The sequence below is a fragment of the Pseudomonas sp. BIOMIG1BAC genome (assembly GCF_001705995.2).
In the GTDB taxonomy this organism is placed as follows: domain Bacteria; phylum Pseudomonadota; class Gammaproteobacteria; order Pseudomonadales; family Pseudomonadaceae; genus Aquipseudomonas; species Aquipseudomonas sessilinigenes.
The window spans coordinates 4,355,889-4,377,611 of sequence record NZ_CP049045.1 but is presented as its reverse complement, the minus strand read 5'-3'; the positions used below and the strand labels follow the sequence as shown (position 1 = coordinate 4,377,611).

Here is a 21,723-nt window from a genome sequence, read left to right as displayed (position 1 = left end):
CTGGCGCGGATTTACTATTTCAGAGTGTTAAAAAGGAGCCGCGGACCGGCTCCCCAGGGGCATCACTCGCCGCGGATGTATTGCTCCAGCTGGCGGATCAGGTCGGCCTGTTCGGCGATCGCCTCCTTGACCAGGTCGCCGATGGACAGCAGGCCCAGCAACTGGCCGTTCTCCACCACGGGCAGGTGGCGCAGGTGGTTGTCGGTCATGATGCTCATGCAGGTCTCGACATTCTGGTGCGAGTCTACGGTGATCACCGGCGAGCTCATGATGGCGCTCACCGGCGTGCCCACCGAGGAGCGGCCGTGCAGCACCAGCTTGCGCGCATAGTCGCGTTCGCTGATGACGCCGACCACTGCGCCGTTTTCCAGGACCGGCAAGGCGCCGACGTTTTTCTCGGCCATCAGCATCAGGGCTTCCAGCACCATCTGCTGCGGGGCGATGGTGTGCACTTGCTGGTGGTGCTTGGCCTTGAGTTTCAGCAGTTCTGCGACGCTCTTCATTGGGGCGCTCCGGTGGTTCTGCAGGGGGCGGCGCCGGCCGCCCCAAGGTGGGTTTCTACAGAATCGTAGAGACTGGGCCGGCCGGCAAGGCTGAAAGCGGCAGATAGACGGCAAAAAACGTCAATCGGCAGGAGTTTTTGCAGGCTTGCTGGGGAAAACCCCTGCCTAACCGCGGCCCTGGCCCCCAAAGGACCTGGGTGTCGCGGTTCAATGACGGTTGATATTGGCCAGGGTCATGGGCGCGATGATCCGGTGGAAGGGCGCCACCGGCAACATGTACAGGCGTCCCAGGAGGTTGTGCGGGTGCACCACGGTGGACAGCACCACCGGGCGTTGCCCATCGTCGTTCAGGGGCAGGCGATTCAGGGACAGGTACACGTCCAGGTGCTTGTCGCGGTCCACCACCAGTACTTCGTCGGGCGCCTGGGACACCAGGGTGAAGATGCCGACCCGCTGGTCCGGCTGGTAGTCCTCATCGGCCCGCGCCAGATCGATGCGGGTCAGGCGGCCCAGGTCCTTGAGGCCGAACAGCTGCACCACGCGATTACGCAGGGCCATCATCCGGTCGATCCAGGCCGGGGTCTGGCTCATCAGCAACAGCAGGTGGCGCATGGCGCTGCGTTCGGGATCGTTGGCCAGCACCTGGCGGCAATCGACGAAGCTCGCCCCGACGGCCAGGTTGGCGATGCTGGATGGGCTGGGCACTGGGCAAGGTTGGACAGTGGCGTGCATCGATACGGTTCCCTGTAAGAAATGGCGGCGCCTGCTGGCGCGCGGCAAAAATACCATTGTGCTGTGGCCGCTGCCGAGCGTGTGAGGTTGCGACAAGGTCCGAAGGGCCTTCAGCGCCGTCAAGTCCCGGCGGCCGCTGTGCGCCCGTACGCAGCCTGCGGCAGCGGCTACACGAGGCGACCATTGCGTCCACCAGGTGGGCAGTGGCTCTGCGCAGAAGGTGGCAGGCACCCTGAAAAAAGGCGCCCGCAGGCGCCAAGGATTCACCCCAACCGAGGGAGCCGGGTGAAGCCGTTCGCAGGAGTGTCGCGGTGGTAAGGCGCGACGTGAACGGAAGAGGGAGGGCGCCGGCGGGAGCACGGGCGCCGGAACATCACTTGCCCAGCTTGATCCGGGTCCAGCCGCGGTTCATCACGCGCTGGATCGGGATCGGCTGGTCGGGCACCGCATACAGGGTGGCCAGCACGTCCTGGGGCGGGTAGGAGGCCGGATCGTTGCGGATCGCCTCGTCCACCAGCGGCGTGGCGGCGGCATTGGCGTTGCTGTAGCCCAGGCTGTTGGTGACCTCGGCGATGATGTCCGCGCGCATCAGGAAGTTCATGAACAGGTAGGCGTTGTCGACGTTGGTGGCGTCCTTGGGAATCGCCATCATGTCGTAGAAACTGCCGGCGCCTTCCTTGGGAATGCTGAACGCGACTTTCTCCTTGTTGCCCGCTTCTTCGGCGCGCGAGCGAGCCTGCAGCACGTCGCCGGAGTAACCCACGGCCACGCAGATGTTGCCGTTGGCCAGGTCCGAGATGTACTTGGAGGAATGGAAGTAGGTCACCGACGGGCGGATCTTCATGAACAGCGCCTCGGCCTCGAGGATCTGCGCCTTGTCCTTGCTGGCTGCCGGGTAGCCCAGGTAGTGCAGGGCGGCCGGAAGCATCTCGGTGGGCGAGTCGAGGAAGCTGATGCCGCAGGCCTTGAGCTTCTCGGCATTCTCGGGCTTGAACAGCAGGTCCCAGGAGTTGACCGGTGCGTCGCTGCCCAGGGCCGCCTTGACCTTGTCCGGGTTGTAGCCGATGCCGATCGAACCCCACATGTAGGGGAAGGCATGGGCATTGCCCGGGTCGCTGGCGGAGGCATTCTTGAGCAACACCGGGTTGAGGTTCTGCCAGTTGGGCAGCTTGGACTTGTCCAGTTCCTGGTAGACCCCGGCCTTGATCTGCTTGGCCAGGAAACTGTTGGACGGAACTACGATGTCGTAGCCCGACTTGCCGGTCAGCAGTCGCGCTTCCAGGGTCTCGTTGCTGTCGAAGACGTCGTAGGTCACGTGGATGCCGGTCTCGGCCTCGAACTTCTTCAGGGTGTCCGGGGCGATGTAGTCCGACCAGTTATAGACGCGCAGCACTTTGTCGCCAGCTTGGGCGCCGGCGACCAGGGCACCGGTCAGGGACAGTGTCAGCAGCAGTTTGGCGGACAATATCCTGCCAGGCATTTTCATCACGACAACTCCATTCTTATTGTCAAAACGGCCGCCTGGGCGGCCTTGTCACACAAGGGTTCAAGCCGTTGCCGGCTCCCGCTTGGCCTGGGGCCTGGCGGGTGTGGGGTTCCACGCTTCGTTGGCTGTGAACTCCATGGCCTCCTGGATCGCCCGCTTGCGGGCTTCCTCGGCGCGTCGGCCGAAGTACCAGACCAGGAAGGTCACCAGCGATACCGCCAGCAAAATCAGGCTGGCCACCGCGTTGATCTCCGGCTTGACCCCCAGGCGCACCGCCGAGAAGACCTCCATCGGCAAGGTGGTGGAGCCCGGGCCGGACACGAAGCTGGCCAGCACCAGGTCGTCCAGCGACAGGGCGAAGGACATCATGCCGCCCGCCGCCAGGGAGGGGGCGATCATCGGGATGGTAATCAGGAAGAACACCTTGAAGGGCCGCGCTCCCAAGTCCATGGCCGCTTCTTCGATGGACAGGTCCAGTTCACGCAGGCGCGCGGAGACTACCACGGCTACGTACGCTGCGCAGAATGTCGTGTGGGCGATCCAGATGGTGGCGATCCCACGCTCCATGGGCCAGCCGATCAATTGCGCCATGGCCACGAACAGCAGCAACAGCGACAGGCCGGTGATCACCTCGGGCATCACCAGCGGCGCGGTGACCAGGCCGCCGAACAGGGTGCGCCCCTTGAAGCGGGTGACCCGGGTCAGCACGAAGGCCGCCAGGGTACCCAGGGCCACCGCAGCAATGGCGGTATAGCAGGCGATTTCCAGGGAGCGCAGCACCGAGCCCATCAGTTGCTGGTTGTCCAGCAGGCCCACGTACCACTTCACCGACCAGCCGCCCCAGACCGTCACCAGCTTGGAGGCGTTGAACGAGTAGATCACCAGGATCAGCATCGGCAGGTAGATGAACGACAAGCCGAGCACCAGCATCAGTTTGGAAAATTCGAAGCGTTTCATGCCCGTCCCTCCATCTCTTTGGCCTGGCTACGGTTGAACAGCAGGATCGGCACGATCAGGATCGCCAGCATCACCACCGCCAGGGCCGAGGCCACCGGCCAGTCACGGTTGTTGAAGAACTCCTGCCACAGCACGCGGCCGATCATCAGGGTCTCCGGGCCGCCCAGCAGTTCGGGGATCACGAACTCGCCCACCACCGGGATGAACACCAGCATGCAACCGGCGATGATGCCGTTCTTGGCCAGGGGCACGGTGATCTTCCAGAAGCTGTTGAAGTTGCTCGAACCCAGGTCGGCGGCGGCTTCCAGCAGGCTCTGGTCATGCTTGACCAGGTTGGCGTACAGCGGCAGCACCATGAACGGCAGGTAGGCGTAGACCACGCCGATGTACACCGCGAGGTTGGTGTTGAGGATCTCCAGCGGCTGGCTGATCAGCCCGGTCCACAGCAGGAAGCTGTTGAGCAGGCCGTTGTTGCTGAGGATGCCCATCCAGGCATAGACGCGGATCAGGATCGCGGTCCAGGTCGGCATCATGATCAGCAGCACCAGCACGTTCTGGGTTTCCTTGCTGGCCCGGGAGATGGCGTAGGCCATGGGGAACCCCACCGCCAGGCACAGCAGGGTGCTGATCAGCGCCACCTTCAGCGAGCCCAGGTAGGCCGAGAGGTACAGCTCGTCGCCGGCGAGCATGGCGTAGTTGCCCAGGTTCAACAGCAGCTGGAACTTCTGTTCGGCGTAGGCATAGATCTCGGTGTAGGGCGGGATCGCCAGGGCCGCTTCGGAGAAGCTGATCTTCATCACCAGGAAGAACGGCAGCATGAAGAACAGGAACAGCCAGAGGAAGGGGATGCCGATCACCAGCTTGCGGCCAGAGGGCAACATGCGCAGCAGTTTGCGGTCCAGGGTCATGGTCGAGGTCCTCATGCGCGCAGTACCACGCCGCTGTCGTCTTCCCACCAGACGTAGACCTCGTCATCCCAGGTCGGCCGGGCGCCACGGCGCTCGGCGTTGGCCATGAACGACTGGACGATCTTGCCGCCGGGCAGCTCGACGTAGAACACCGAGTGGCCGCCCAGGTAGGCGATGTCGTGGACCTTGCCCCGGGACCAGTTGTAGCGCGACTCCGGCTTGAGGGTGGTGACCAGCATCTTCTCCGGGCGGATGGCGTAGGTCACCGACTTGTCCTGGACCGAGGTGCTGACCCCATGGCCGACGTAGATCTGCTGCGCCAGGTCCGGGCAGTCGATGATGGCGTAGCCTTCCAGGTCTTCGGTGACGGTGCCTTCGAAGGCGTTGACGTTGCCGATGAACTCGCACACCAGGCGGCTCACCGGGGCCTCGTAGATGTCCACCGGGCTGCCGGTCTGGGCGATCCAGCCCAGGTGCATGATGGCGATGCGCTGGGCCATGGTCATGGCCTCTTCCTGGTCGTGGGTCACCATCACGCAGGTCACCCCCACGCGCTCGATGATCTCCACCAGTTCCAGCTGCATCTGCGAGCGCAGCTTCTTGTCCAGGGCGCCCATGGGCTCGTCGAGCAACAGCAGCTTCGGCCGCTTGGCCAGGGAACGGGCCAGGGCCACGCGCTGGCGCTGGCCACCGGACAATTGGTGCGGCTTGCGCTTGGCGTACTGGGTCATGTGCACCAGCTTGAGCATCTCGCCGACCCGGGCGTCGATCTCGTCTGCCGGCAAACGGTCCTGCTTGAGGCCGAAGGCGATGTTCTGGGCCACGGTCATGTGGGGGAACAAGGCATAGGACTGGAACATCATGTTGATCGGTCGTTCGTAGGGCGGCATGTCGGTGATGTCCACGCCATCCAGCAAGATGCGTCCCTCGGTGGGCCGCTCGAACCCGGCGAGCATGCGCAGCAGGGTGGACTTGCCGGAGCCGGAACCGCCCAGCAGGGCGAAGATCTCACCCTGGTGGATCTCCAGGGACACATCGTCCACGGCTACGGTTTCGTCGAACTTCTTGGTCACGCGGTCGATCTTCACCAGAACCTTCTGCGGGCTCGGGTTGCCTTCGAGGGCCTTCCGGTAAGTGCTGGAGGCGTTTGCCATGTGAAACTCCCAACAGATGTCAGCAGCCCGGCCAATTCGGCCCGGCCTAAAGGTTGATTGCCAGCCCGGGGGCGGGCTGATTCGGCGCCGCCTCCCTGGCGGCCTGACGCTATTTGTTGTTGTGGTCTTGCCGTTTGTCGCTCACGCCGAATGTCGGGCGCACACAGGCGCGCTCGCCGTGGGGCAGGGCGTGTTGATACGTATGGAAATCTTCAGGGCCGCCTCGACGGCCCGTTGCCAGGGGTCAGCGGCGCTGCGCGGCTCGTTGCCGGCAGGCGTCGCCAAAGGCCTGGAAGATCCGCAGGTAGGCCGGGTTCGACAGCACCTGCCATTCCGGGTGCCACTGCACGCCGAAGGCGAAGGCCTTGCTGTGTTCCACCGATACCGCCTCGATCAGGCCATCTGGCGCCACGGCCTCGACCCGCAGGCCCGGGGCCAGGCGATCGATGCCTTGGCTGTGGATCGAGTTGACCTGGATCTCGCCATCCAGGCCCATGGCCGCGAAGACCCCGCCGGGCTGGATCGCCACCGGGTGCGCCGGGGCGTACTGCACTTCGATGCGCGGATCGTCGGCTTCGCGGTGATCGAGAAAGCCCGGCAACTCGTGGACCTTCTGGTGCAGGCTGCCACCGAAGGCCACGTTCATTTCCTGGAAGCCGCGGCAGATACCGAGCACCGGCACGCCGGCGGCGACGGCCGCGCGCAGCAGGGGCAGGGTGGTGGCATCGCGTTGCGGATCATGGGCGGTACCCGGTTCGCTGGGCGGGCCCTGATAGTGGAAGGGTTCGACATTGGATGGCGAGCCGGTGAACAACAGCCCGTCCAGGTTGTGCAGCAGATCCTGGATATCGACCAGGTCCGCCAGGGAAGGAATGACCAGGGGCAGGCCCTCGGCCGCGACGCTGACCGCACGCAAGTACTTGTCGCCGCTGACGTGGTAGGGATGCAGACCGATCTCTTTGACGCACGCAGTAACGCCGATCAATGGCTTGAATGCCATTTTTATCACCTCGAAATTCACGCTGGAACGAGTTTTTCCAGAGCTTATCCTCGTTGATTTTAATTAACAACTTCCATGTAAAAAATTCTAAACGCATTTCATCTGAAAGCCCTGGGTGGCGCAGATGTTGAGGCTTATTTGGTTTTCATGGGGAAAAATAATTAACGAATCGGCACCCTGCAGGGCTATTGACTTCGGTTTTTCTTTCGGATTGACTGCTGGTGCGTCACCGCAGTGAACATAATAATTAACACGATAGGTGCATCATGTCGGTCCCCCCGCGTGCCATTCAGCTCAATGAAGCCAATGCCTTCCTGAAAAAACATCCCGAGGTTCTCTACGTCGATCTGCTGATTGCGGACATGAACGGTGTGGTGCGCGGCAAGCGCATCGAGCGTACCGCCCTGCACAAGGTCTATGAGAAGGGCATCAACCTGCCGGCCTCGCTGTTTGCCCTGGATATCAACGGCTCCACGGTGGAAAGCACCGGCCTGGGCCTGGACATCGGCGACGCCGACCGCATCTGCTACCCGATCCCCGGCACCCTGAGTGTCGAGCCCTGGCAGAAGCGCCCCACCGCGCAGTTGCTGATGACCATGCACGAGATCGAGGGCCAGCCGTTCTTCGCCGACCCGCGCGAAGTGTTGCGCCAGGTGGTGAGCAAGTTCGACGAACTGGGCCTGACCATCTGCGCCGCCTTCGAGCTGGAGTTCTACCTGATCGACCAGGACAACGTGAACGGCCGGCCGCAATCGCCGCGTTCGCCGATCTCCGGCAAGCGCCCGCAATCGACCCAGGTCTACCTGATCGACGATCTGGACGAATACGTCGACTGCCTGCAGGACATCCTCGAAGGCGCGAAAGAGCAGGGCATCCCCGCTGATGCCATCGTCAAGGAAAGCGCCCCGGCGCAGTTCGAGGTCAACCTGCACCATGTGTCCGACCCGATCAAGGCCTGCGACTACGCGGTGCTGCTCAAGCGCCTGGTGAAGAACATCGCCTACGACCATGAGATGGACACCACCTTCATGGCCAAGCCTTACCCGGGCCAGGCGGGCAACGGCCTGCACGTGCACATCTCGATCCTCGACAAGCAGGGCAACAACATCTTCGCCAGCGAAGATCCCGAGACCAATGCGGCCCTGCGCCATGCCATCGGCGGCGTACTGGATACCCTGCCGGAGCAGATGGCCTTCCTGTGTCCCAACGTCAACTCCTACCGCCGTTTCGGCGCCCAGTTCTACGTGCCGAACTCACCGACCTGGGGCATCGACAACCGCACCGTGGCCGTGCGCGTGCCTACCGGTTCGCCGGACGCGGTGCGCATCGAACACCGGGTGGCCGGTGCCGATGCCAACCCCTACCTGCTGATGGCCTCGGTGCTGTCGGGCATCCACCACGGCCTGACCAACCAGATCGAACCCGGCCCGGCCATGGAGGGCAACGCCTACGAGCAGAGCGAGCCGAGCTTGCCGAGCAACCTGCGCGACGCCCTGCGCGTGCTGGACGACAGCGAGGTGATGGCCAAGTACATCGACCCGATGTACATCGACGTGTTCGTGGCTTGCAAGGAAAGCGAGCTGGCGGAGTTCGAGAACTCCATCTCCGACCTGGAATACAACTGGTACCTGCACACGGTCTGACGGCCGTGTGTCTTCGCGCGTTGAGTATTCGCCATGACTAGATCCCGCAGCGATTGGGAGCAGCGCTTCCAATCCCTCACCCTGGAAGGTCGCGCCTTCATCGACGGCCAGTACTGCGCTGCCCAGGGCGGCGCCACTTTCGAATGCCTGAGCCCGGTGGACGGGCGCTTCCTGGCCAATGTCGCCAGTACCGACCAGGCCGATGCCGATCATGCCGTGGCCGTGGCGCGCCAGGCCTTCGCCAGCGGCGTGTGGTCGGGCAAGGCCCCGGCCGAGCGCAAGCGCATCCTGATCCGCTTTGCCGAGCTGATCCTCGAGCATCAGGAAGAACTGGCGCTCCTGGAAACCCTGGATATGGGCAAGCCCATCAGCGATTCCCTGGCCATCGACATCCCGGCCACGGCCAATGCCATCCGCTGGAATGCCGAGGCCATCGACAAGCTCTACGACGAAGTGGCGGCCACGCCCCACGATCAGTTGGGCCTGGTGACCCGCGAGCCTTCGGGGGTGGTGGCGGCCATCGTGCCGTGGAATTTCCCGCTGATCATGGCCAGCTGGAAGTTCGCCCCGGCCCTGGCGGTGGGCAACTCGTTCATCCTCAAGCCTTCGGAAAAGTCGCCGCTGACCGCGATCCGCATCGCCCAGCTGGCCCTGGACGCGGGCATTCCCAAGGGCGTGTTCAACGTCCTGCCGGGCTACGGCCACACCGTGGGCAAGGCCCTGGCCCTGCACATGGACGTGGACGTGCTGGCCTTCACCGGCTCCACCGCGGTGGGCAAGCAACTGTTGCAGTACTCCGGCCAGAGCAACATGAAGCGGGTATGGCTGGAGGCTGGTGGCAAGAGCGCCAACGTGGTGTTCGCCGATGCACCCGACCTGGGCGAAGCGGCCCGAGCGGCGGCTGCGGCGATCGCCTTCAACCAGGGCGAAGTCTGTACCGCCGGCTCGCGGCTGCTGGTGCAGGCGTCGATCCGCGAGCAGTTCCTGCCGTTGCTGGTGGAGGCGCTCAAGGCCTGGCAGCCCGGGCATGCGCTGGACCCGGCCAGCCGCGTCGGCGCCGTGGTCGATGAGCGCCAGCTGGACAACGTGCTGCGCTACATCGGCATCGGCCGGGAGCAGGGCGGGCGGCTGTTGGCCGGTGGTGCGCGCACCCTGCAAGGCACCGGCGGCCTGTATGTCGAGCCGACCATCTTCGACGGTGTGACCAACGCCATGACCATCGCCCGCGAGGAGATCTTCGGCCCGGTGCTGGCGGTGATCGAGTTCGACAGCGAGGAACAGGCGTTGCAGATCGCCAACGACAGCATCTTCGGCCTGGCCGCTGCCGTATGGACCCGCGACCTCAGCCGCGCCCATCGCTTCGCCCGGGGCCTGCGCGCCGGTAGCGTATGGGTCAACCAGTACGACGGCGGCGACATGACCGCGCCGTTCGGTGGTTTCAAGCAGTCGGGCAATGGCCGCGACAAGTCGCTGCATGCCTTCGACAAGTACACCGAGCTCAAGGCGACCTGGATCAAGCTCTAAGACCTATAACAACGGCAGGGCGGTCGAGCCGCACCTGCTGGGGAACTACGACATGCAAACCTACGTGAACAGCTATTACGCGGCGACCCGCAACCGGACCGTCGACTACCCCGAGCTCGACCAGTTGGTGGAGTGCGATGTCTGTGTGATCGGCGCCGGCTATACCGGCCTGTCCTCGGCGCTCTTCCTGGCCGAGGCCGGCTACAGCGTCACCGTGCTCGAGTCGGCCAAGGTCGGCTTCGGCGCCAGCGGGCGCAACGGCGGGCAATTGGTCAACTCCTACAGCCGCGACGTGGATGTGATCGAAGAGCGCTACGGGGAAAAGAGCGCCGAGGTGCTCGGCAGCATGATCTTCGAAGGCGCGGACATCATTCGCCAGCGCATCCAGCACTACGATATCCAGTGCGACTACCGTCCTGGTGGCATCTTCGCCGCCCTGAACCCCAAGCAGCTCAAGGGCCTGGCCGAGCAGAAGCGCAACTGGGAGCGGTTGGGCAACCACAACCTCAAGCTGCTGGACAAGGCGCAGATCGACCGCGAAGTCGGTACCCGCAACTACGTCGGCGGCTTGCTGGACATGCAGGGCGGGCATATCCACCCGCTGAACCTGGCCCTGGGCGAGGCCAATGCCATCGTCGGCCTGGGCGGCAAGATCTTCGAGCAGTCGGCGGCCCTGGAAATCACCTACGGCGAGCCCAACGTGGTGCGCACTGCCAAGGGCGTGGTCCGCGCCAAGTACCTGCTGATCGCCGGCAACGCCTACCTGCAGCAGGACCTGGACCCACGGGTGACCCGCAAGAGCATGCCCTGCGGCTCGCAGATCGTGGTCACCGAGCAGTTGCCGGAACCACTGGCCCGCAGCCTGATCACCAACAACTATTGCGTGGAAGACTGCAACTACCTGCTGGACTACTTCCGTCTCACCGGTGACAACCGCCTGCTCTACGGTGGCGGGGTGGTCTACGGTGCCCGCGAGCCCAACGACATCGAGCAACTGATCCGGCCGAAGATCCTCAAGACCTTCCCCCAGCTCAAGGACGTGAAGATCGACTACCGCTGGACCGGCAACTTCCTGCTGACCATGTCGCGCATGCCGCAATTCGGCCGGATCGAGAAGAACGCCTACTACATGCAAGGCTACAGCGGCCATGGCGTGACCTGCTCGCACCTGGCCGGCAAGCTGATCGCCGAGATGATTCGTGGCGATGCCGAGCGCTTCAACGCCTTCGCCTCGCTGCCACACATGCCGATGATCGGCGGCCGCACCTTCCAGGCGCCGCTGACCGCCATGGGCGCTGCCTATTACGCCCTGCGTGACCGTTTTGGTATCTAATCCGAAAGGACGCCCGCGCTCCTGTTCTATGTAGGAGCGCAGCTTGCTCGCGATGAACGATGACAGGGTTTGCCAGGCACCACGGGCCCACAGGCTTGGCGCCCGCTTCGCGGTCGGGCGCAGAACCTCCCAGGGCCCGCAATACCACCGTAAAATCCCCGCAAACCCCTTGTCGCCAGCCTTTACAGCACCGCCGTCAAACATGTTTAAATAGCCGCCTTTTCCGGCTCCCGAGGCAGCCAGATCGCGATTTTCGCGACCCAACCGCCACACGATACCCTCCAGTTCCTCTCACATAAGGCTGTTATGGACACGGGCACCCGACTCAAACTCGTTCGCGAAAGCTACAACCTCTCCCAGCGCGAGCTGGCCCGGCGTAGCGGCGTTACCAATGCCACCATCTCCCTGATCGAACAGAATCGCGTCAGCCCCTCCGTCAGTTCCCTGAAAAAGCTGCTGGAGGGCATTCCCATGTCCCTGGCCGACTTCTTCACCTTCGACCAGCCGCCCCGTGAGCACCAATACGTATTCCGTGCCAACGAACAGCCGGATCTGGGTCGTGACGGCCTGCGCCTGTTGATGGTCGGCGCGCCCCTGGCCAACCGGCAGATGCGTTTTCTGCGCGAGCAGTACGCCCCGGGTGCCAGCTCCGGCGAGGAGCCAATCGTGCATAGCGAAGGCGAGGAGTGCGGCCTGGTAATCCGTGGCACCGTGGAGCTGACGGTGGATGGCCAGGTGAGCGTGCTCAATCCGGGGGATGGCTATTACTTCCCCACCACCTTGCCCCACAGCTTTCGCAATATTGGCCAGGATGAGGCCGAGATCATCAGTGCCAACACCCCGGCGAACTTCTAAGCGGCCAGGGCACTGATTCAACGATATCTGCTGTAACCCTGATCGAGCCTGCGCCTGTCGCAGGCTTTTTTATGCCCGGCCAAGCCACCAGGCGAGTGCCGTTGCAGGGTTCGAAGAGGGTAGGGCTCAGGTAGCGGTCCTGGGGCATCGCATGGACCTGGGCAAACGTGCACAGGCAGGCTGCCCCCGGCCGGCATCCTCCAGCCTTCCAGCTCGTCATCAGGTGATGCTGTCGGCTTATCCCGATCCCTGGGGTTGCCAACGCAATGGCGATGCTCGGTGTTGGGGCGACTCAATCAATGTGCGGGCCAGGAACTTTTATAGTTGGCTGCAGAACACATTATGAAGATGGCTAAAGATTGATTGAAATCAATTCATTTTCACTCGATCAATGAGTCTGCATAAAATACATGCAAGTTTTAAGCATTACAAAGATTATCAAGGAATTATTAAGCAAGGCCAGAAAGTCAATTGGAATAAGTTCAGGTTCAGTTGATGAGTTATGGTTTTCTTAAGACTCAGGGTGCCGGATTGAAATGAGCAGCGAATTTTTATTCTCAATTAAAAGTATTTGTTTTAATGAGGACTATCAGCCCTCCGAAAATACGCGAATCACTACCAATTTCGCTAACCTGGCCAGGGGCAAGAGTCGCCAGGAAAATTTGCGCAATACGCTGAGGATGATCGATAACCGTTTCAATGCCTTGGCACATTGGGATAACCCCAAAGGTGATCGTTACGCTGTAGAGCTTGATATCATTTCAGTTGAGATGAAACTGGGTGTTGAAAGTGGCGGTGACTCCCTGCCGCTGATTGAAATATTGAAAACCAATATTCTTGATCGAAAGACCAATGTGCGTATTGAGGGTATTGTTGGAAATAACTTCTCGTCTTATGTGCGGGATTACGATTTTAGTGTGCTGTTGCTGGGGCACAATAATGGTCGGGCAGGCTTTAGTGCTCCAGAGAACTTTGGTGACTTGCATGGCAATCTCTTCAAGTGTTTTGTGAATTCTAGCGAGTACAAGGAGCACTTTAGTAAGCCTCCGGTTATATGCCTAAGTGTTTCGAGTAGCAGGACCTATCATCGGACTGAAAATAACCATCCTGTATTGGGTGTTGAATATCAGCAGGATGAGTATTCCTTGACTGATGAATACTTCAGTAAGATGGGCTTGAAGGTTCGCTATTTCATGCCGCCCAATAGTGCTGCGCCTTTGGCCTTTTATTTTTCAGGCGATTTGCTCGATGACTACACCAATCTCGAACTTATCAGCACCATCAGCACAATGGATACCTTTCAAAAGATCTATCGGCCTGAAATCTACAATGCAAATTCCGCGGCAGGAAAGTCCTATCAGCCAAGCCTGAAGAATCAGGACTATTCGTTGACCCGCATTGTTTATGATCGAGAAGAGCGCAGTCGGCTAGGGATGGTCTGAAGTAGCCATGTATTTCCCCGGCATACCACCTAGCGCAACTTTTAAACTCGCCAAATGATCAAAAAACAATCAATTCGACGAGTATTTCTTACGTTTTCGCCACCCGGACCCCACTCCGGTGGCCATTTCCCGCATTACAGGCGCACCTCTCCTGCATTCGTCAGTAAATGTCGGCGCGCCATCCACAGGTTCGACAGAGCGAACAGTGTCACCAGTTGCGCCGTGTTTTTGGCCAAGCCGCGAAAGCGCACCTTGGTGTAACCGAACTGGCGCTTGATTACCCGGAACGGATGCTCGACCTTGGCGCGCACCTGAGCCTTGGCCTTTTCAATCTTGCGCTTGGCTTTGTACAGCACGCTGCGCTTATCGAGTTTTTTGTAGGTGCTGCGGCGTGCCGCCACCTGCCAGATAACTTCACGTCCTTCATGCTCGGGCCGCTTTTCGACACCGGTGTAGCCTGCATCGGCGCAGACCACGTTTTCGTCGCCATGCAGCAATTTGTCCACCTGGGTGACATCCGCCACATTGGCCGCCGTGCCCACTACGCTGTGCACCAGACCCGATTCGTCATCGGCGCCGATGTGGGCCTTCATGCCAAAATAATACTGGTTTCCCTTCTTGGTCTGGTGCATTTCCGGGTCGCGCTTGCCGTCCTTGTTCTTGGTCGAACTGGGCGCATTGATCAGCGTTGCATCGACGATGGTGCCCTGGCGCAGCGACAGGCCGCGGTCGCCCAGATAGCCATTGATGACAGCGAGGATGCCGGCCGCCAGCTCGTGTTTCTCCAGCAAGCGGCGGAAGTTGAGAATGGTGGTTTCGTCGGGGATGCGCTCCAGGTTCAGCCCGGCAAACTGGCGCAGGATCGTGGTTTCGTACAGCGCTTCCTCCATCGCTGGATCGCTGTAGCCGAACCAGTTCTGCAGCAGATGCACACGCAGCATCGCCATCAACGGGTAGGCCGGACGGCCACCTTCACCTTTCGGATAATGTGGCTCGATCAAAGCAATCAAGCCCTTCCACGGCACCACCCGATCCATCTCGATCAGGAACAACTCCTTGCGGGTTTGCTTGCGCTTGCCAGCGTACTCGGCGTCGGCGAAGGTCATCTGCTTCATCGGGAAACTCGGTGGGTGGGGTCGCGGTATTTTGCCAAATCAGAAAGTCTTTTTCAGAGTTTCCCTAAGGATGGTCTGAAGTAGCCATGTATTTCCCCGGCATACCACCTAGCGCAACTTTTAAACTCGCCAAATGATCAAAAAACAATCAATTCGACGAGTATTTCTTACGTTTTCGCCACCCGGACCCCACTCCGGTGGCCATTTCCCGCATTACAGGCGCACCTCTCCTGCATTCGTCAGTAAATGTCGGCGCGCCATCCACAGGTTCGACAGAGCGAACAGTGTCACCAGTTGCGCCGTGTTTTTGGCCAAGCCGCGAAAGCGCACCTTGGTGTAACCGAACTGGCGCTTGATTACCCGGAACGGATGCTCGACCTTGGCGCGCACCTGAGCCTTGGCCTTTTCAATCTTGCGCTTGGCTTTGTACAGCACGCTGCGCTTATCGAGTTTTTTGTAGGTGCTGCGGCGTGCCGCCACCTGCCAGATAACTTCACGTCCTTCATGCTCGGGCCGCTTTTCGACACCGGTGTAGCCTGCATCGGCGCAGACCACGTTTTCGTCGCCATGCAGCAATTTGTCCACCTGGGTGACATCCGCCACATTGGCCGCCGTGCCCACTACGCTGTGCACCAGACCCGATTCGTCATCGGCGCCGATGTGGGCCTTCATGCCAAAATAATACTGGTTTCCCTTCTTGGTCTGGTGCATTTCCGGGTCGCGCTTGCCGTCCTTGTTCTTGGTCGAACTGGGCGCATTGATCAGCGTTGCATCGACGATGGTGCCCTGGCGCAGCGACAGGCCGCGGTCGCCCAGATAGCCATTGATGACAGCGAGGATGCCGGCCGCCAGCTCGTGTTTCTCCAGCAAGCGGCGGAAGTTGAGAATGGTGGTTTCGTCGGGGATGCGCTCCAGGTTCAGCCCGGCAAACTGGCGCAGGATCGTGGTTTCGTACAGCGCTTCCTCCATCGCTGGATCGCTGTAGCCGAACCAGTTCTGCAGCAGATGCACACGCAGCATCGCCATCAACGGGTAGGCCGGACGGCCACCTTCACCTTTCGGATAATGTGGCTCGATCAAAGCAATCAAGCCCTTCCACGGCACCACCCGATCCATCTCGATCAGGAACAACTCCTTGCGGGTTTGCTTGCGCTTGCCAGCGTACTCGGCGTCGGCGAAGGTCATCTGCTTCATCGGGAAACTCGGTGGGTGGGGTCGCGGTATTTTGCCAAATCAGAAAGTCTTTTTCAGAGTTTCCCTAGCTATTGAGCAGGGGCAATTTGTTGAAGAACACTTTATCAAGCCGTACCAAACCATTCTTGAGCAGTGGTCTGCAAGTTACGCCCTTTGACTGATAAAAATACAAGGTTATCTACTGTGAAGAAATTGCTACCTACCTCAACCGCTGGCAGCCTGCCAAAACCGTCTTGGCTTGCCCAGCCGGAAACACTTTGGTCGCCTTGGAAGTTACAAGATGAAGAATTGACCGAAGGTAAGCACGATGCTTTGCGCCTGTCATTGCAAGAGCAGCAGCAGGCAGGCATTGATATCGTCAGTGATGGTGAACAAACCCGTCAGCACTTCGTCACCACCTTTATTGAGCATCTGGACGGTGTCGATTTCGAGAAGCGCGAAACCGTCAGGATTCGTGATCGCTATGACGCCAGCGTTCCGACGGTCGTGGGTGCGGTCACTCGCCAAAAACCCGTATTTGTCGAAGATGCCAAGTTCTTGCGCCAGCAAACCAAGCAACCCATAAAGTGGGCTTTGCCAGGTCCGATGACGATGATCGATACGCTTTATGACAGCCACTATAAAAGCCGCGAGAAACTGGCTTGGGAGTTCGCCAAGATCCTCAATCAAGAGGCCAGGGAGCTGGAGGCGGCTGGCGTCGATATCATCCAGTTCGACGAGCCTGCGTTTAATGTCTTCTTCGACGAGGTGAACGAGTGGGGCGTTGCCACATTAGAGCGGGCTATTGAAGGCCTCAAATGTGAAACAGCGGTACATATCTGCTATGGCTATGGCATAAAAGCCAATACAGACTGGAAAAAGACGCTGGGGTCAGAGTGGCGGCAATATGAAGAAGCCTTCCCCAAGCTGCAGAAATCCAGCATCGATATAGTCTCGCTGGAGTGCCATAACTCCCATGTGCCAATGGACCTCATTGAGCTCATTCGCGGTAAAAAAGTGATGGTAGGCGCCATCGATGTCGCATCCAACGCTATTGAAACTCCAGAAGAAGTAGCCAATACCCTGAGAAAAGCACTGCAATTCGTCGATGCTGACAAGCTCTATCCTTGCACCAACTGCGGCATGGCGCCTTTATCTCGTGGCGTAGCAAGAGGCAAGCTGAGTGCTCTGAGTGCAGGCGCGGAAATCGTCCGAAGAGAACTTTCGAACTAGTGCTTAGCTGGAGCCGCAAGGAATGCCAAAGGGGCGGTGGTAGCTCAAGCTACTTCAACCGTCCTTGGCACTTTCGTACGGCACCCAATATTCAGGTCCTGATATGCCATTCCCTAGTACTGCTATCGAACCTATGAGCTTTCGCGAAGCGCTCGGGCACTACGCATCCGGTATCACGGTAATTACTTCTCACATCGATGGCGAGCCGATTGGTTTCACATGCCAGTCGTTCTACAGCGTATCGATGAGTCCGCCGCTGGTGTCATTCAGCGTCATGTCCAACTCGGCCAGCTACCCAAAAATTCGCCAGGCCGGCCGATTCGTCGTCAATATCCTCTCAGGTGAACAGGTCAGTATTTCCAACCAGTTCGCTCGCCGTGGCACGGACAAATGGCGTGGAGTCCAATGGCAGGAGTCACCGCTGGGCAACCCCATCATTGCCGGCAGCCTGCACTGGCTCGATTGTGAAATTCATGCCGAACACGCTGCAGGCGATCACTTGATAGTGATTGGTGAAGTAAAGGCCTTGAACCTGCAAGAAGCTGCCGCCACGCAGCCATTGCTGTACTTCAAGGGGCAATATTGCAACATCGCCGCGCATGACACGCTTTGAGCATTGACCCGCGCGGCCCTCTCAAGACCTCTAGCGATGTTTGCCCACAGGTGGCCGGAGCACATCATCGTGTTCTGGTTTTTTCATCTGGGCCAATGTATCCAGGACACCTCTAATGCCAGACTTCAAAAGGCCTCAGTTGAGCCTTCCCAATGGTGCGCAGAAGTGCTGTTGCACTCTTGCTGCGCTCCCTGTTCGGGAGAGGTGATGGAGGCGATCACCGCCTCGGGCATCGACTACACCATCTTCTTCTATAACCCTAACATTCATCCTGAACGGGAATACCTATTGCGCAAGGACGAGAACATTCGCTTTGCCGAAGACCACAACGTGCCGTTCATCGATGCCGACTATGACAAAGACAACTGGTTCGAACGCGCCAAAGGCATGGAACATGAACCCGAGCGTGGCGTGCGCTGCACCATGTGCTTCGACATGCGCTTCGAACGCACTGCGCTCTACGCCTATGAAAACAACTTCAGTGTGATTTCCAGTTCCTTGGGTATCTCGCGCTGGAAAGACATGAAGCAAATCACCGATAGCGGCATCCGCAGCGCGCAAAAGTACCCGGGGATCACCTATTGGGATTACAACTGGCGCAAGGGCGGCGGCTCGGCGCGGATGGTCGAAATCAGCAAGCGCGAACGTTTCTACCAGCAAGAGTACTGTGGTTGCATCTACTCACTGCGCGATACCAACCACCACCGCAAGGACCAGGGACGAGACATCATCCGCATTGGCGTCAAGTACTACGGGGACGATGAGTGATCGAGCCTTCGTTTACGTCGCGAAGCTTGTTCCCAAGCCTTCAGAAGTCGGAACAGCAAGGCATCTGGTTGGGGTATCAGGCGGCCCGTCCGGTTGACCCCGACAGTTGCGGGGTAGCCCAGCGGCAAAGCTGGTGATGAGCTTGCGTCAGTGACGCCTGAGTCACTGGGCTACTTTGCAGAGGGGGAGGTGATCTTAGAGTTTTAGAGTGAAGCGATCTGGCCTTAATCTACTCAAGGGGAAAATTTTTAATTGAGTGTTTATGTCCATCTCGATGTTTTCCTTTGCCTGGGCAGTGCTGCAATAGCATTTCAGGTTGTTCATCGTAGATGGATAGCCGATATGGATATTGAGTATAAGCATGAAATTTTTCGATCCTTGAAGATTTTCCTCGATCCATGCAATAGTCCGCTGCGTTTCACCAAGCCAACTGCAAGATCCTGAATATTTTCATGGTGTTTCTGCTGGATATGTCGGGTAGAGGTTTTCTAAGCGTCTAATTGATTCGTTGGCGCTTTAGGTCTCTCAAGAGATAAGTTATTCCGGGCGCATGTTTCTTGGTCATCGCCAGATCCTGGGGGTGTAAAAATATTGAAGTATTGGCGATGCCTGGAGAGTGGCGCGAAATTTCAAAGGTGCGAAGTTGGCATTGATGGCAGACGCAAGATGTATAAAAAACACGGATAATTATTTTAATACTCTGCGGTTGGTTTTTGTAGATTCAATGTCAAGCCATTTCATAGCGGGATAATCGTGACGCATGGGGTCTGCAGCGGCAAATGGCTGTTGTAGATCTCATGTGGGGAAAGGATATACGGCTTGAACATTTTCCGAACATACCTTTGTCTTGAAGCAATGATATGGATATACCTCGGCTGCTGGAACGCGACGGTACCTCTTATCATCGTGCAGCGGGGAGGTCTGCTTGAACTGGCGACCTACGAAACAGTTCTTGCCGTCGCTGCCGTCATTTCCATACTGTTTTTAGCCCCCCGTGTCGAGGGCATGCGGCGTGGTACCGCGCTCAAAGCCGGTTGCACGATAATTCTGTTGACGGGCATCCTTCGTTACTTTTCTGTTTCTGTTTCATATTCGATCGAGGCTTTAACGATAATTGATATTTTTGCCGTATCAGCCTTTGGTGTTGTCCAGTCGCTCTTTGGTATATATCCGGCTGAAACAGTAGAGAAGCATCGTATAGAGTATGCATTTCGCATCCGCCGTATTGTCGTCACTATCAGTCGGGTAGTCGGGCCGTTGTTGGCAGGGGCTGCTATTGGCATTATTTCGTCGCAAGCTGCCCTGCTTTTTTCCTCAGTGCTGGGTATGGCGGCCCTGGCTTTTGCACTTATGTTGCCCAATGGTGTGGAGCCAAATATGACGCGGGTAAAATCATCTATCGAGCGCGCCCATGACATGTTTTTAGGTATCAAACTAAAACTCATTCTTCCGCCGGAACGGTTCTTGACTCTATCTGGTCTCTTACTCTGCCTGGCCATTAGCGCTACGTTGCCCATGCTGGTTCCGAACCAGATCCATGCACATGATCTTGCTGAAAGCAGTGTCGGTCTATTCAACGCTATATTTGCAGGGGGATCTGTCGCGGGGCTGTTTTGGCTTAGTCCTTTTATTGCCGGAAAAAAGCATCAGCGCAATAGGTACCTTGCGCTTTGGGTACTGCTGACTGCTTCTCTCAGTGCTTCAGCTCTTTCGGTAGAGGTTTGGCAGTTGGCTCTGTGCCTCTTTGTTGCAGGGGCTACTAGTGCATCTATTGCTCTTGTCGGGATGGATAAAAGAACCGTTTCAGTGCCTCCTGGAGTTCGCATCCGATTGACGGCAGCCACTCTTGTTATCAATCAGCTTGCGAACTCGGCTTCCTATATGCTCATGGGATCTGCAGTAACGCAGTTTGGTAGCGGTGGTTTGCTATGGGCATATGGGATGATCTTCACGTTTGTCTTGTTGTCCTGCGTACTTGCAAGGTCGGTTTGGGGGTTTCTGGAAGATGCCGCGGATGCGGAGCTTTACTATAAAGACAATCACCCCAAGCTGGATTCCGCCATGCGCGTTTGAAGCCAGACTCGCAAGGGAGCCAGCATTGCCTGCCTTTGGAAGAGCTTGCGGCGCATAGGGTGCCCCACAGCCAATTTCGGTTGAAGGTGGCTAATCACCAGCGGCTGCTTCTCGTCGAACGAGGGCTTTCTTCGGTATCCGTGCCCCTGAGCATGAGCTGCTCCTCCAGGGCATTTCACTCAGCTCTCGGCAGCAGCCTGGGCCTCGCGGGCGGCCTCTTCGGCCAGCTTCAAGCGATCAGCCTTGCAGATGTACTTGGGCTTGTTTTTCGGTGCCAGCTTGGCCTTGGCTTTCTTGGCGTGGGCGTCCAACAGTTGCTTGATTTTCTTGCGACGATTCATCTTTCTCTACCTGGGGGACAAGCGCGCGGATGATATCAGCTTGAACTGGATCCCCGTACGCGCTTGGGTTGCCGCATGTCGTTTCAGCAGCCGGGGCCCTTGAGGCCGGTGCCGATGGTGACTGCGGTGACCTGGACTTTTTCAAAGGCTTTCTGGGCTGCGGCGGTGTATTTCTGGTCGCAGTTGAAGCGCGTCTCCATCACATAGTCGTCGCCCTCGGCCTTTTGCATCTGGGTCGCCCATTGGTCGGCGGCGTTGATCGCGGCATCCGAGACCAGCGTCACTTCCAGCAGCACCTCCTTGAAGTCCACGGCATGGGGACCTTCCCAGTGTGCATAGACCGACGGGTCAGCGGCATTGCCGCACATGCTCAGGCAGTCGGCGCTGTAGCTCAGGCCGCCGCCGGACGAGGCCTCGAAGGCGCCCAGGGTCAGGGGTTGGCCGGGGGCTGGGGCATAGGTGCCGACGAACTGGGTCAGGTCGGCCTGGCATTTGGGGCCCAGCTCCATGCGCAGGGCGCTGACCTTGCCACCCTCTACCGTGGCAGTGATCTGGCAGCCCTGGACCTTGAACACGTGGGCATTGCCGTTGGATTCCCGGGGGATTCCGGCGATCGATTCGAAGTAGCGCTGGTTGGTGCCCAGCATGTCGCCGGTGAAGACTTCGGCCACGGAGGCGGCGTGGGCCACGTCGAGAGACAGCGCCAGGGTGGTGGCACAAAGGCTGTAGAGCGCCTTGTTCATGGAAGCATCCTTTCAATTGAGAGACCAAGGCCTGTGGTCATCGGCAGGTGGGTTCGGGTGCGGGAGTTTAGCAGCGTTACTGTTGGCTAGACACGCCAGGGCGTTGCGATCACTCGGTCCGGGGAGA

General features: G+C 59.2%; 20 protein-coding genes and 1 pseudogene. 10 read left to right on the top strand and 11 right to left on the bottom strand.

What is annotated here, in order from left to right; translation table 11 throughout:
- Positions 1-62: 62 nt before the first annotated feature.
- The 7 genes from ATY02_RS20335 to ATY02_RS20305 all read right to left on the bottom strand — a co-directional run bounded on the left by ATY02_RS20335 (position 63) and on the right by ATY02_RS20305 (position 6,740).
- A complete protein-coding gene (locus tag ATY02_RS20335; protein WP_022641043.1) occupies positions 63-503 on the bottom strand; it encodes a CBS domain-containing protein in 441 nt (146 codons plus the stop codon).
- A gap of 207 nt (positions 504-710) precedes the next feature.
- Positions 711-1,235: a DUF2867 domain-containing protein gene (locus ATY02_RS20330; RefSeq protein WP_068587159.1), complete on the bottom strand. Its 525-nt coding sequence runs from the start codon at positions 1,233-1,235 to the stop codon at positions 711-713.
- Between the two features lie 373 nt (positions 1,236-1,608).
- On the bottom strand, positions 1,609-2,721 hold the full coding sequence (locus ATY02_RS20325; RefSeq protein WP_068587158.1) for a polyamine ABC transporter substrate-binding protein: 1,113 nt from the start codon (positions 2,719-2,721) through the stop codon (positions 1,609-1,611).
- 60 nt (positions 2,722-2,781) lie between these two features.
- Positions 2,782-3,678: an ABC transporter permease subunit gene (locus tag ATY02_RS20320; protein ID WP_068587157.1), complete on the bottom strand. Its 897-nt coding sequence runs from the start codon at positions 3,676-3,678 to the stop codon at positions 2,782-2,784.
- Positions 3,675-4,556 carry an ABC transporter permease subunit gene (locus ATY02_RS20315; RefSeq protein WP_164487352.1) on the bottom strand — a complete coding sequence of 294 codons (882 nt, stop codon included), beginning with the start codon at positions 4,554-4,556 and terminating at the stop codon, positions 3,675-3,677. Before ATY02_RS20315 ends, ATY02_RS20320 begins: the two co-directional genes overlap by 4 nt.
- Before the next feature lie 41 nt (positions 4,557-4,597).
- Entirely contained in the window at positions 4,598-5,740 is a 1,143-nt protein-coding gene (potA, locus tag ATY02_RS20310) for a polyamine ABC transporter ATP-binding protein (RefSeq protein WP_068595531.1), read from the bottom strand.
- A 244-nt stretch (positions 5,741-5,984) separates the two neighbouring features.
- Positions 5,985-6,740: a gamma-glutamyl-gamma-aminobutyrate hydrolase family protein gene (locus tag ATY02_RS20305; protein WP_053136438.1), complete on the bottom strand. Its 756-nt coding sequence runs from the start codon at positions 6,738-6,740 to the stop codon at positions 5,985-5,987.
- A 266-nt stretch (positions 6,741-7,006) separates the two neighbouring features.
- Here ATY02_RS20305 and ATY02_RS20300 point away from each other — a divergent pair, with 266 nt between their 5' ends.
- The 5 genes from ATY02_RS20300 to ATY02_RS20280 all read left to right on the top strand — a co-directional run bounded on the left by ATY02_RS20300 (position 7,007) and on the right by ATY02_RS20280 (position 13,537).
- On the top strand, positions 7,007-8,383 hold the full coding sequence (locus tag ATY02_RS20300) for a glutamine synthetase family protein (protein WP_068587153.1): 1,377 nt from the start codon (positions 7,007-7,009) through the stop codon (positions 8,381-8,383).
- Positions 8,384-8,416: 33 nt separating this feature from the next.
- Positions 8,417-9,907, top strand: a complete 1,491-nt coding sequence (locus tag ATY02_RS20295) for an aldehyde dehydrogenase (protein WP_068587151.1) — start codon at positions 8,417-8,419, stop codon at positions 9,905-9,907.
- A gap of 52 nt (positions 9,908-9,959) precedes the next feature.
- Entirely contained in the window at positions 9,960-11,240 is a 1,281-nt protein-coding gene (locus tag ATY02_RS20290) for an NAD(P)/FAD-dependent oxidoreductase (protein WP_068587150.1), read from the top strand.
- 306 nt (positions 11,241-11,546) lie between these two features.
- Positions 11,547-12,095: a cupin domain-containing protein gene (locus tag ATY02_RS20285; protein ID WP_068587148.1), complete on the top strand. Its 549-nt coding sequence runs from the start codon at positions 11,547-11,549 to the stop codon at positions 12,093-12,095.
- Positions 12,096-12,631: 536 nt separating this feature from the next.
- Positions 12,632-13,537, top strand: a complete 906-nt coding sequence (locus tag ATY02_RS20280; protein WP_083236082.1) for a DUF1852 domain-containing protein — start codon at positions 12,632-12,634, stop codon at positions 13,535-13,537.
- 134 nt (positions 13,538-13,671) lie between these two features.
- Here ATY02_RS20280 and ATY02_RS20275 read toward each other — a convergent pair whose 3' ends face one another.
- Positions 13,672-14,652, bottom strand: coding sequence for an IS5-like element IS1384 family transposase (locus ATY02_RS20275; RefSeq protein ID WP_010466230.1), 981 nt, complete (start codon positions 14,650-14,652; stop codon positions 13,672-13,674).
- A gap of 213 nt (positions 14,653-14,865) precedes the next feature.
- Positions 14,866-15,846, bottom strand: coding sequence for an IS5-like element IS1384 family transposase (locus ATY02_RS20270; RefSeq protein ID WP_010466230.1), 981 nt, complete (start codon positions 15,844-15,846; stop codon positions 14,866-14,868).
- A 55-nt stretch (positions 15,847-15,901) separates the two neighbouring features.
- On the opposite strand from ATY02_RS20270, the pseudogene ATY02_RS20265 reads away from it, so the two are divergent.
- The 5 genes and pseudogenes from ATY02_RS20265 to ATY02_RS20245 form a co-directional block, all read left to right on the top strand.
- Positions 15,902-16,003 (top strand): annotated as a pseudogene (locus ATY02_RS20265) (putative oxygenase MesX); the annotation flags it as partial.
- 26 nt (positions 16,004-16,029) lie between these two features.
- Positions 16,030-17,058 (top strand): methionine synthase, encoded by a 1,029-nt coding sequence (locus ATY02_RS20260; protein ID WP_068587984.1) that lies wholly within the window; start codon positions 16,030-16,032, stop codon positions 17,056-17,058.
- A 103-nt stretch (positions 17,059-17,161) separates the two neighbouring features.
- On the top strand, positions 17,162-17,671 hold the full coding sequence (locus ATY02_RS20255) for a flavin reductase family protein (protein ID WP_068587985.1): 510 nt from the start codon (positions 17,162-17,164) through the stop codon (positions 17,669-17,671).
- 207 nt (positions 17,672-17,878) lie between these two features.
- A complete protein-coding gene (locus tag ATY02_RS20250; RefSeq protein ID WP_068587987.1) occupies positions 17,879-18,439 on the top strand; it encodes an epoxyqueuosine reductase QueH in 561 nt (186 codons plus the stop codon).
- Positions 18,440-19,258: 819 nt separating this feature from the next.
- Entirely contained in the window at positions 19,259-20,512 is a 1,254-nt protein-coding gene (locus ATY02_RS20245) for a hypothetical protein (protein WP_068587988.1), read from the top strand.
- A gap of 179 nt (positions 20,513-20,691) precedes the next feature.
- Here the strand turns inward: ATY02_RS20245 and ATY02_RS20240 are convergent, their stop codons facing one another.
- Together ATY02_RS20240 and ATY02_RS20235 are read right to left on the bottom strand one after the other, a co-directional pair.
- Positions 20,692-20,853 (bottom strand): DUF2986 domain-containing protein, encoded by a 162-nt coding sequence (locus ATY02_RS20240; RefSeq protein ID WP_068587990.1) that lies wholly within the window; start codon positions 20,851-20,853, stop codon positions 20,692-20,694.
- 83 nt (positions 20,854-20,936) lie between these two features.
- Positions 20,937-21,596, bottom strand: coding sequence for a hypothetical protein (locus ATY02_RS20235; protein WP_068587992.1), 660 nt, complete (start codon positions 21,594-21,596; stop codon positions 20,937-20,939).
- Positions 21,597-21,723 lie beyond the last annotated feature (127 nt).

Excerpts from the sequence above, each read along its gene's own strand:
- potA (WP_068595531.1), bottom strand. The coding sequence starts at position 5,740 with ATGGCAAACGCCTCCAGCACTTACCGGAAGGCCCTCGAAGGCAACCCG.
- ATY02_RS20295 (WP_068587151.1), top strand. The coding sequence starts at position 8,417 with ATGACTAGATCCCGCAGCGATTGGGAGCAGCGCTTCCAATCCCTCACC.
- ATY02_RS20235 (WP_068587992.1), bottom strand. The coding sequence starts at position 21,596 with ATGAACAAGGCGCTCTACAGCCTTTGTGCCACCACCCTGGCGCTGTCT.
- ATY02_RS20290 (WP_068587150.1), top strand. The coding sequence starts at position 9,960 with ATGCAAACCTACGTGAACAGCTATTACGCGGCGACCCGCAACCGGACC.
- ATY02_RS20330 (WP_068587159.1), bottom strand. The coding sequence starts at position 1,235 with ATGCACGCCACTGTCCAACCTTGCCCAGTGCCCAGCCCATCCAGCATC.
- ATY02_RS20285 (WP_068587148.1), top strand. The coding sequence starts at position 11,547 with ATGGACACGGGCACCCGACTCAAACTCGTTCGCGAAAGCTACAACCTC.
- ATY02_RS20335 (WP_022641043.1), bottom strand. The coding sequence starts at position 503 with ATGAAGAGCGTCGCAGAACTGCTGAAACTCAAGGCCAAGCACCACCAG.
- ATY02_RS20280 (WP_083236082.1), top strand. The coding sequence starts at position 12,632 with ATGAGCAGCGAATTTTTATTCTCAATTAAAAGTATTTGTTTTAATGAG.
- ATY02_RS20300 (WP_068587153.1), top strand. The coding sequence starts at position 7,007 with ATGTCGGTCCCCCCGCGTGCCATTCAGCTCAATGAAGCCAATGCCTTC.
- ATY02_RS20250 (WP_068587987.1), top strand. The coding sequence starts at position 17,879 with ATGGAGGCGATCACCGCCTCGGGCATCGACTACACCATCTTCTTCTAT.
- ATY02_RS20270 (WP_010466230.1), bottom strand. The coding sequence starts at position 15,846 with ATGAAGCAGATGACCTTCGCCGACGCCGAGTACGCTGGCAAGCGCAAG.
- ATY02_RS20325 (WP_068587158.1), bottom strand. The coding sequence starts at position 2,721 with ATGAAAATGCCTGGCAGGATATTGTCCGCCAAACTGCTGCTGACACTG.
- ATY02_RS20240 (WP_068587990.1), bottom strand. The coding sequence starts at position 20,853 with ATGAATCGTCGCAAGAAAATCAAGCAACTGTTGGACGCCCACGCCAAG.
- ATY02_RS20320 (WP_068587157.1), bottom strand. The coding sequence starts at position 3,678 with ATGAAACGCTTCGAATTTTCCAAACTGATGCTGGTGCTCGGCTTGTCG.
- ATY02_RS20275 (WP_010466230.1), bottom strand. The coding sequence starts at position 14,652 with ATGAAGCAGATGACCTTCGCCGACGCCGAGTACGCTGGCAAGCGCAAG.
- ATY02_RS20305 (WP_053136438.1), bottom strand. The coding sequence starts at position 6,740 with ATGGCATTCAAGCCATTGATCGGCGTTACTGCGTGCGTCAAAGAGATC.
- ATY02_RS20255 (WP_068587985.1), top strand. The coding sequence starts at position 17,162 with ATGCCATTCCCTAGTACTGCTATCGAACCTATGAGCTTTCGCGAAGCG.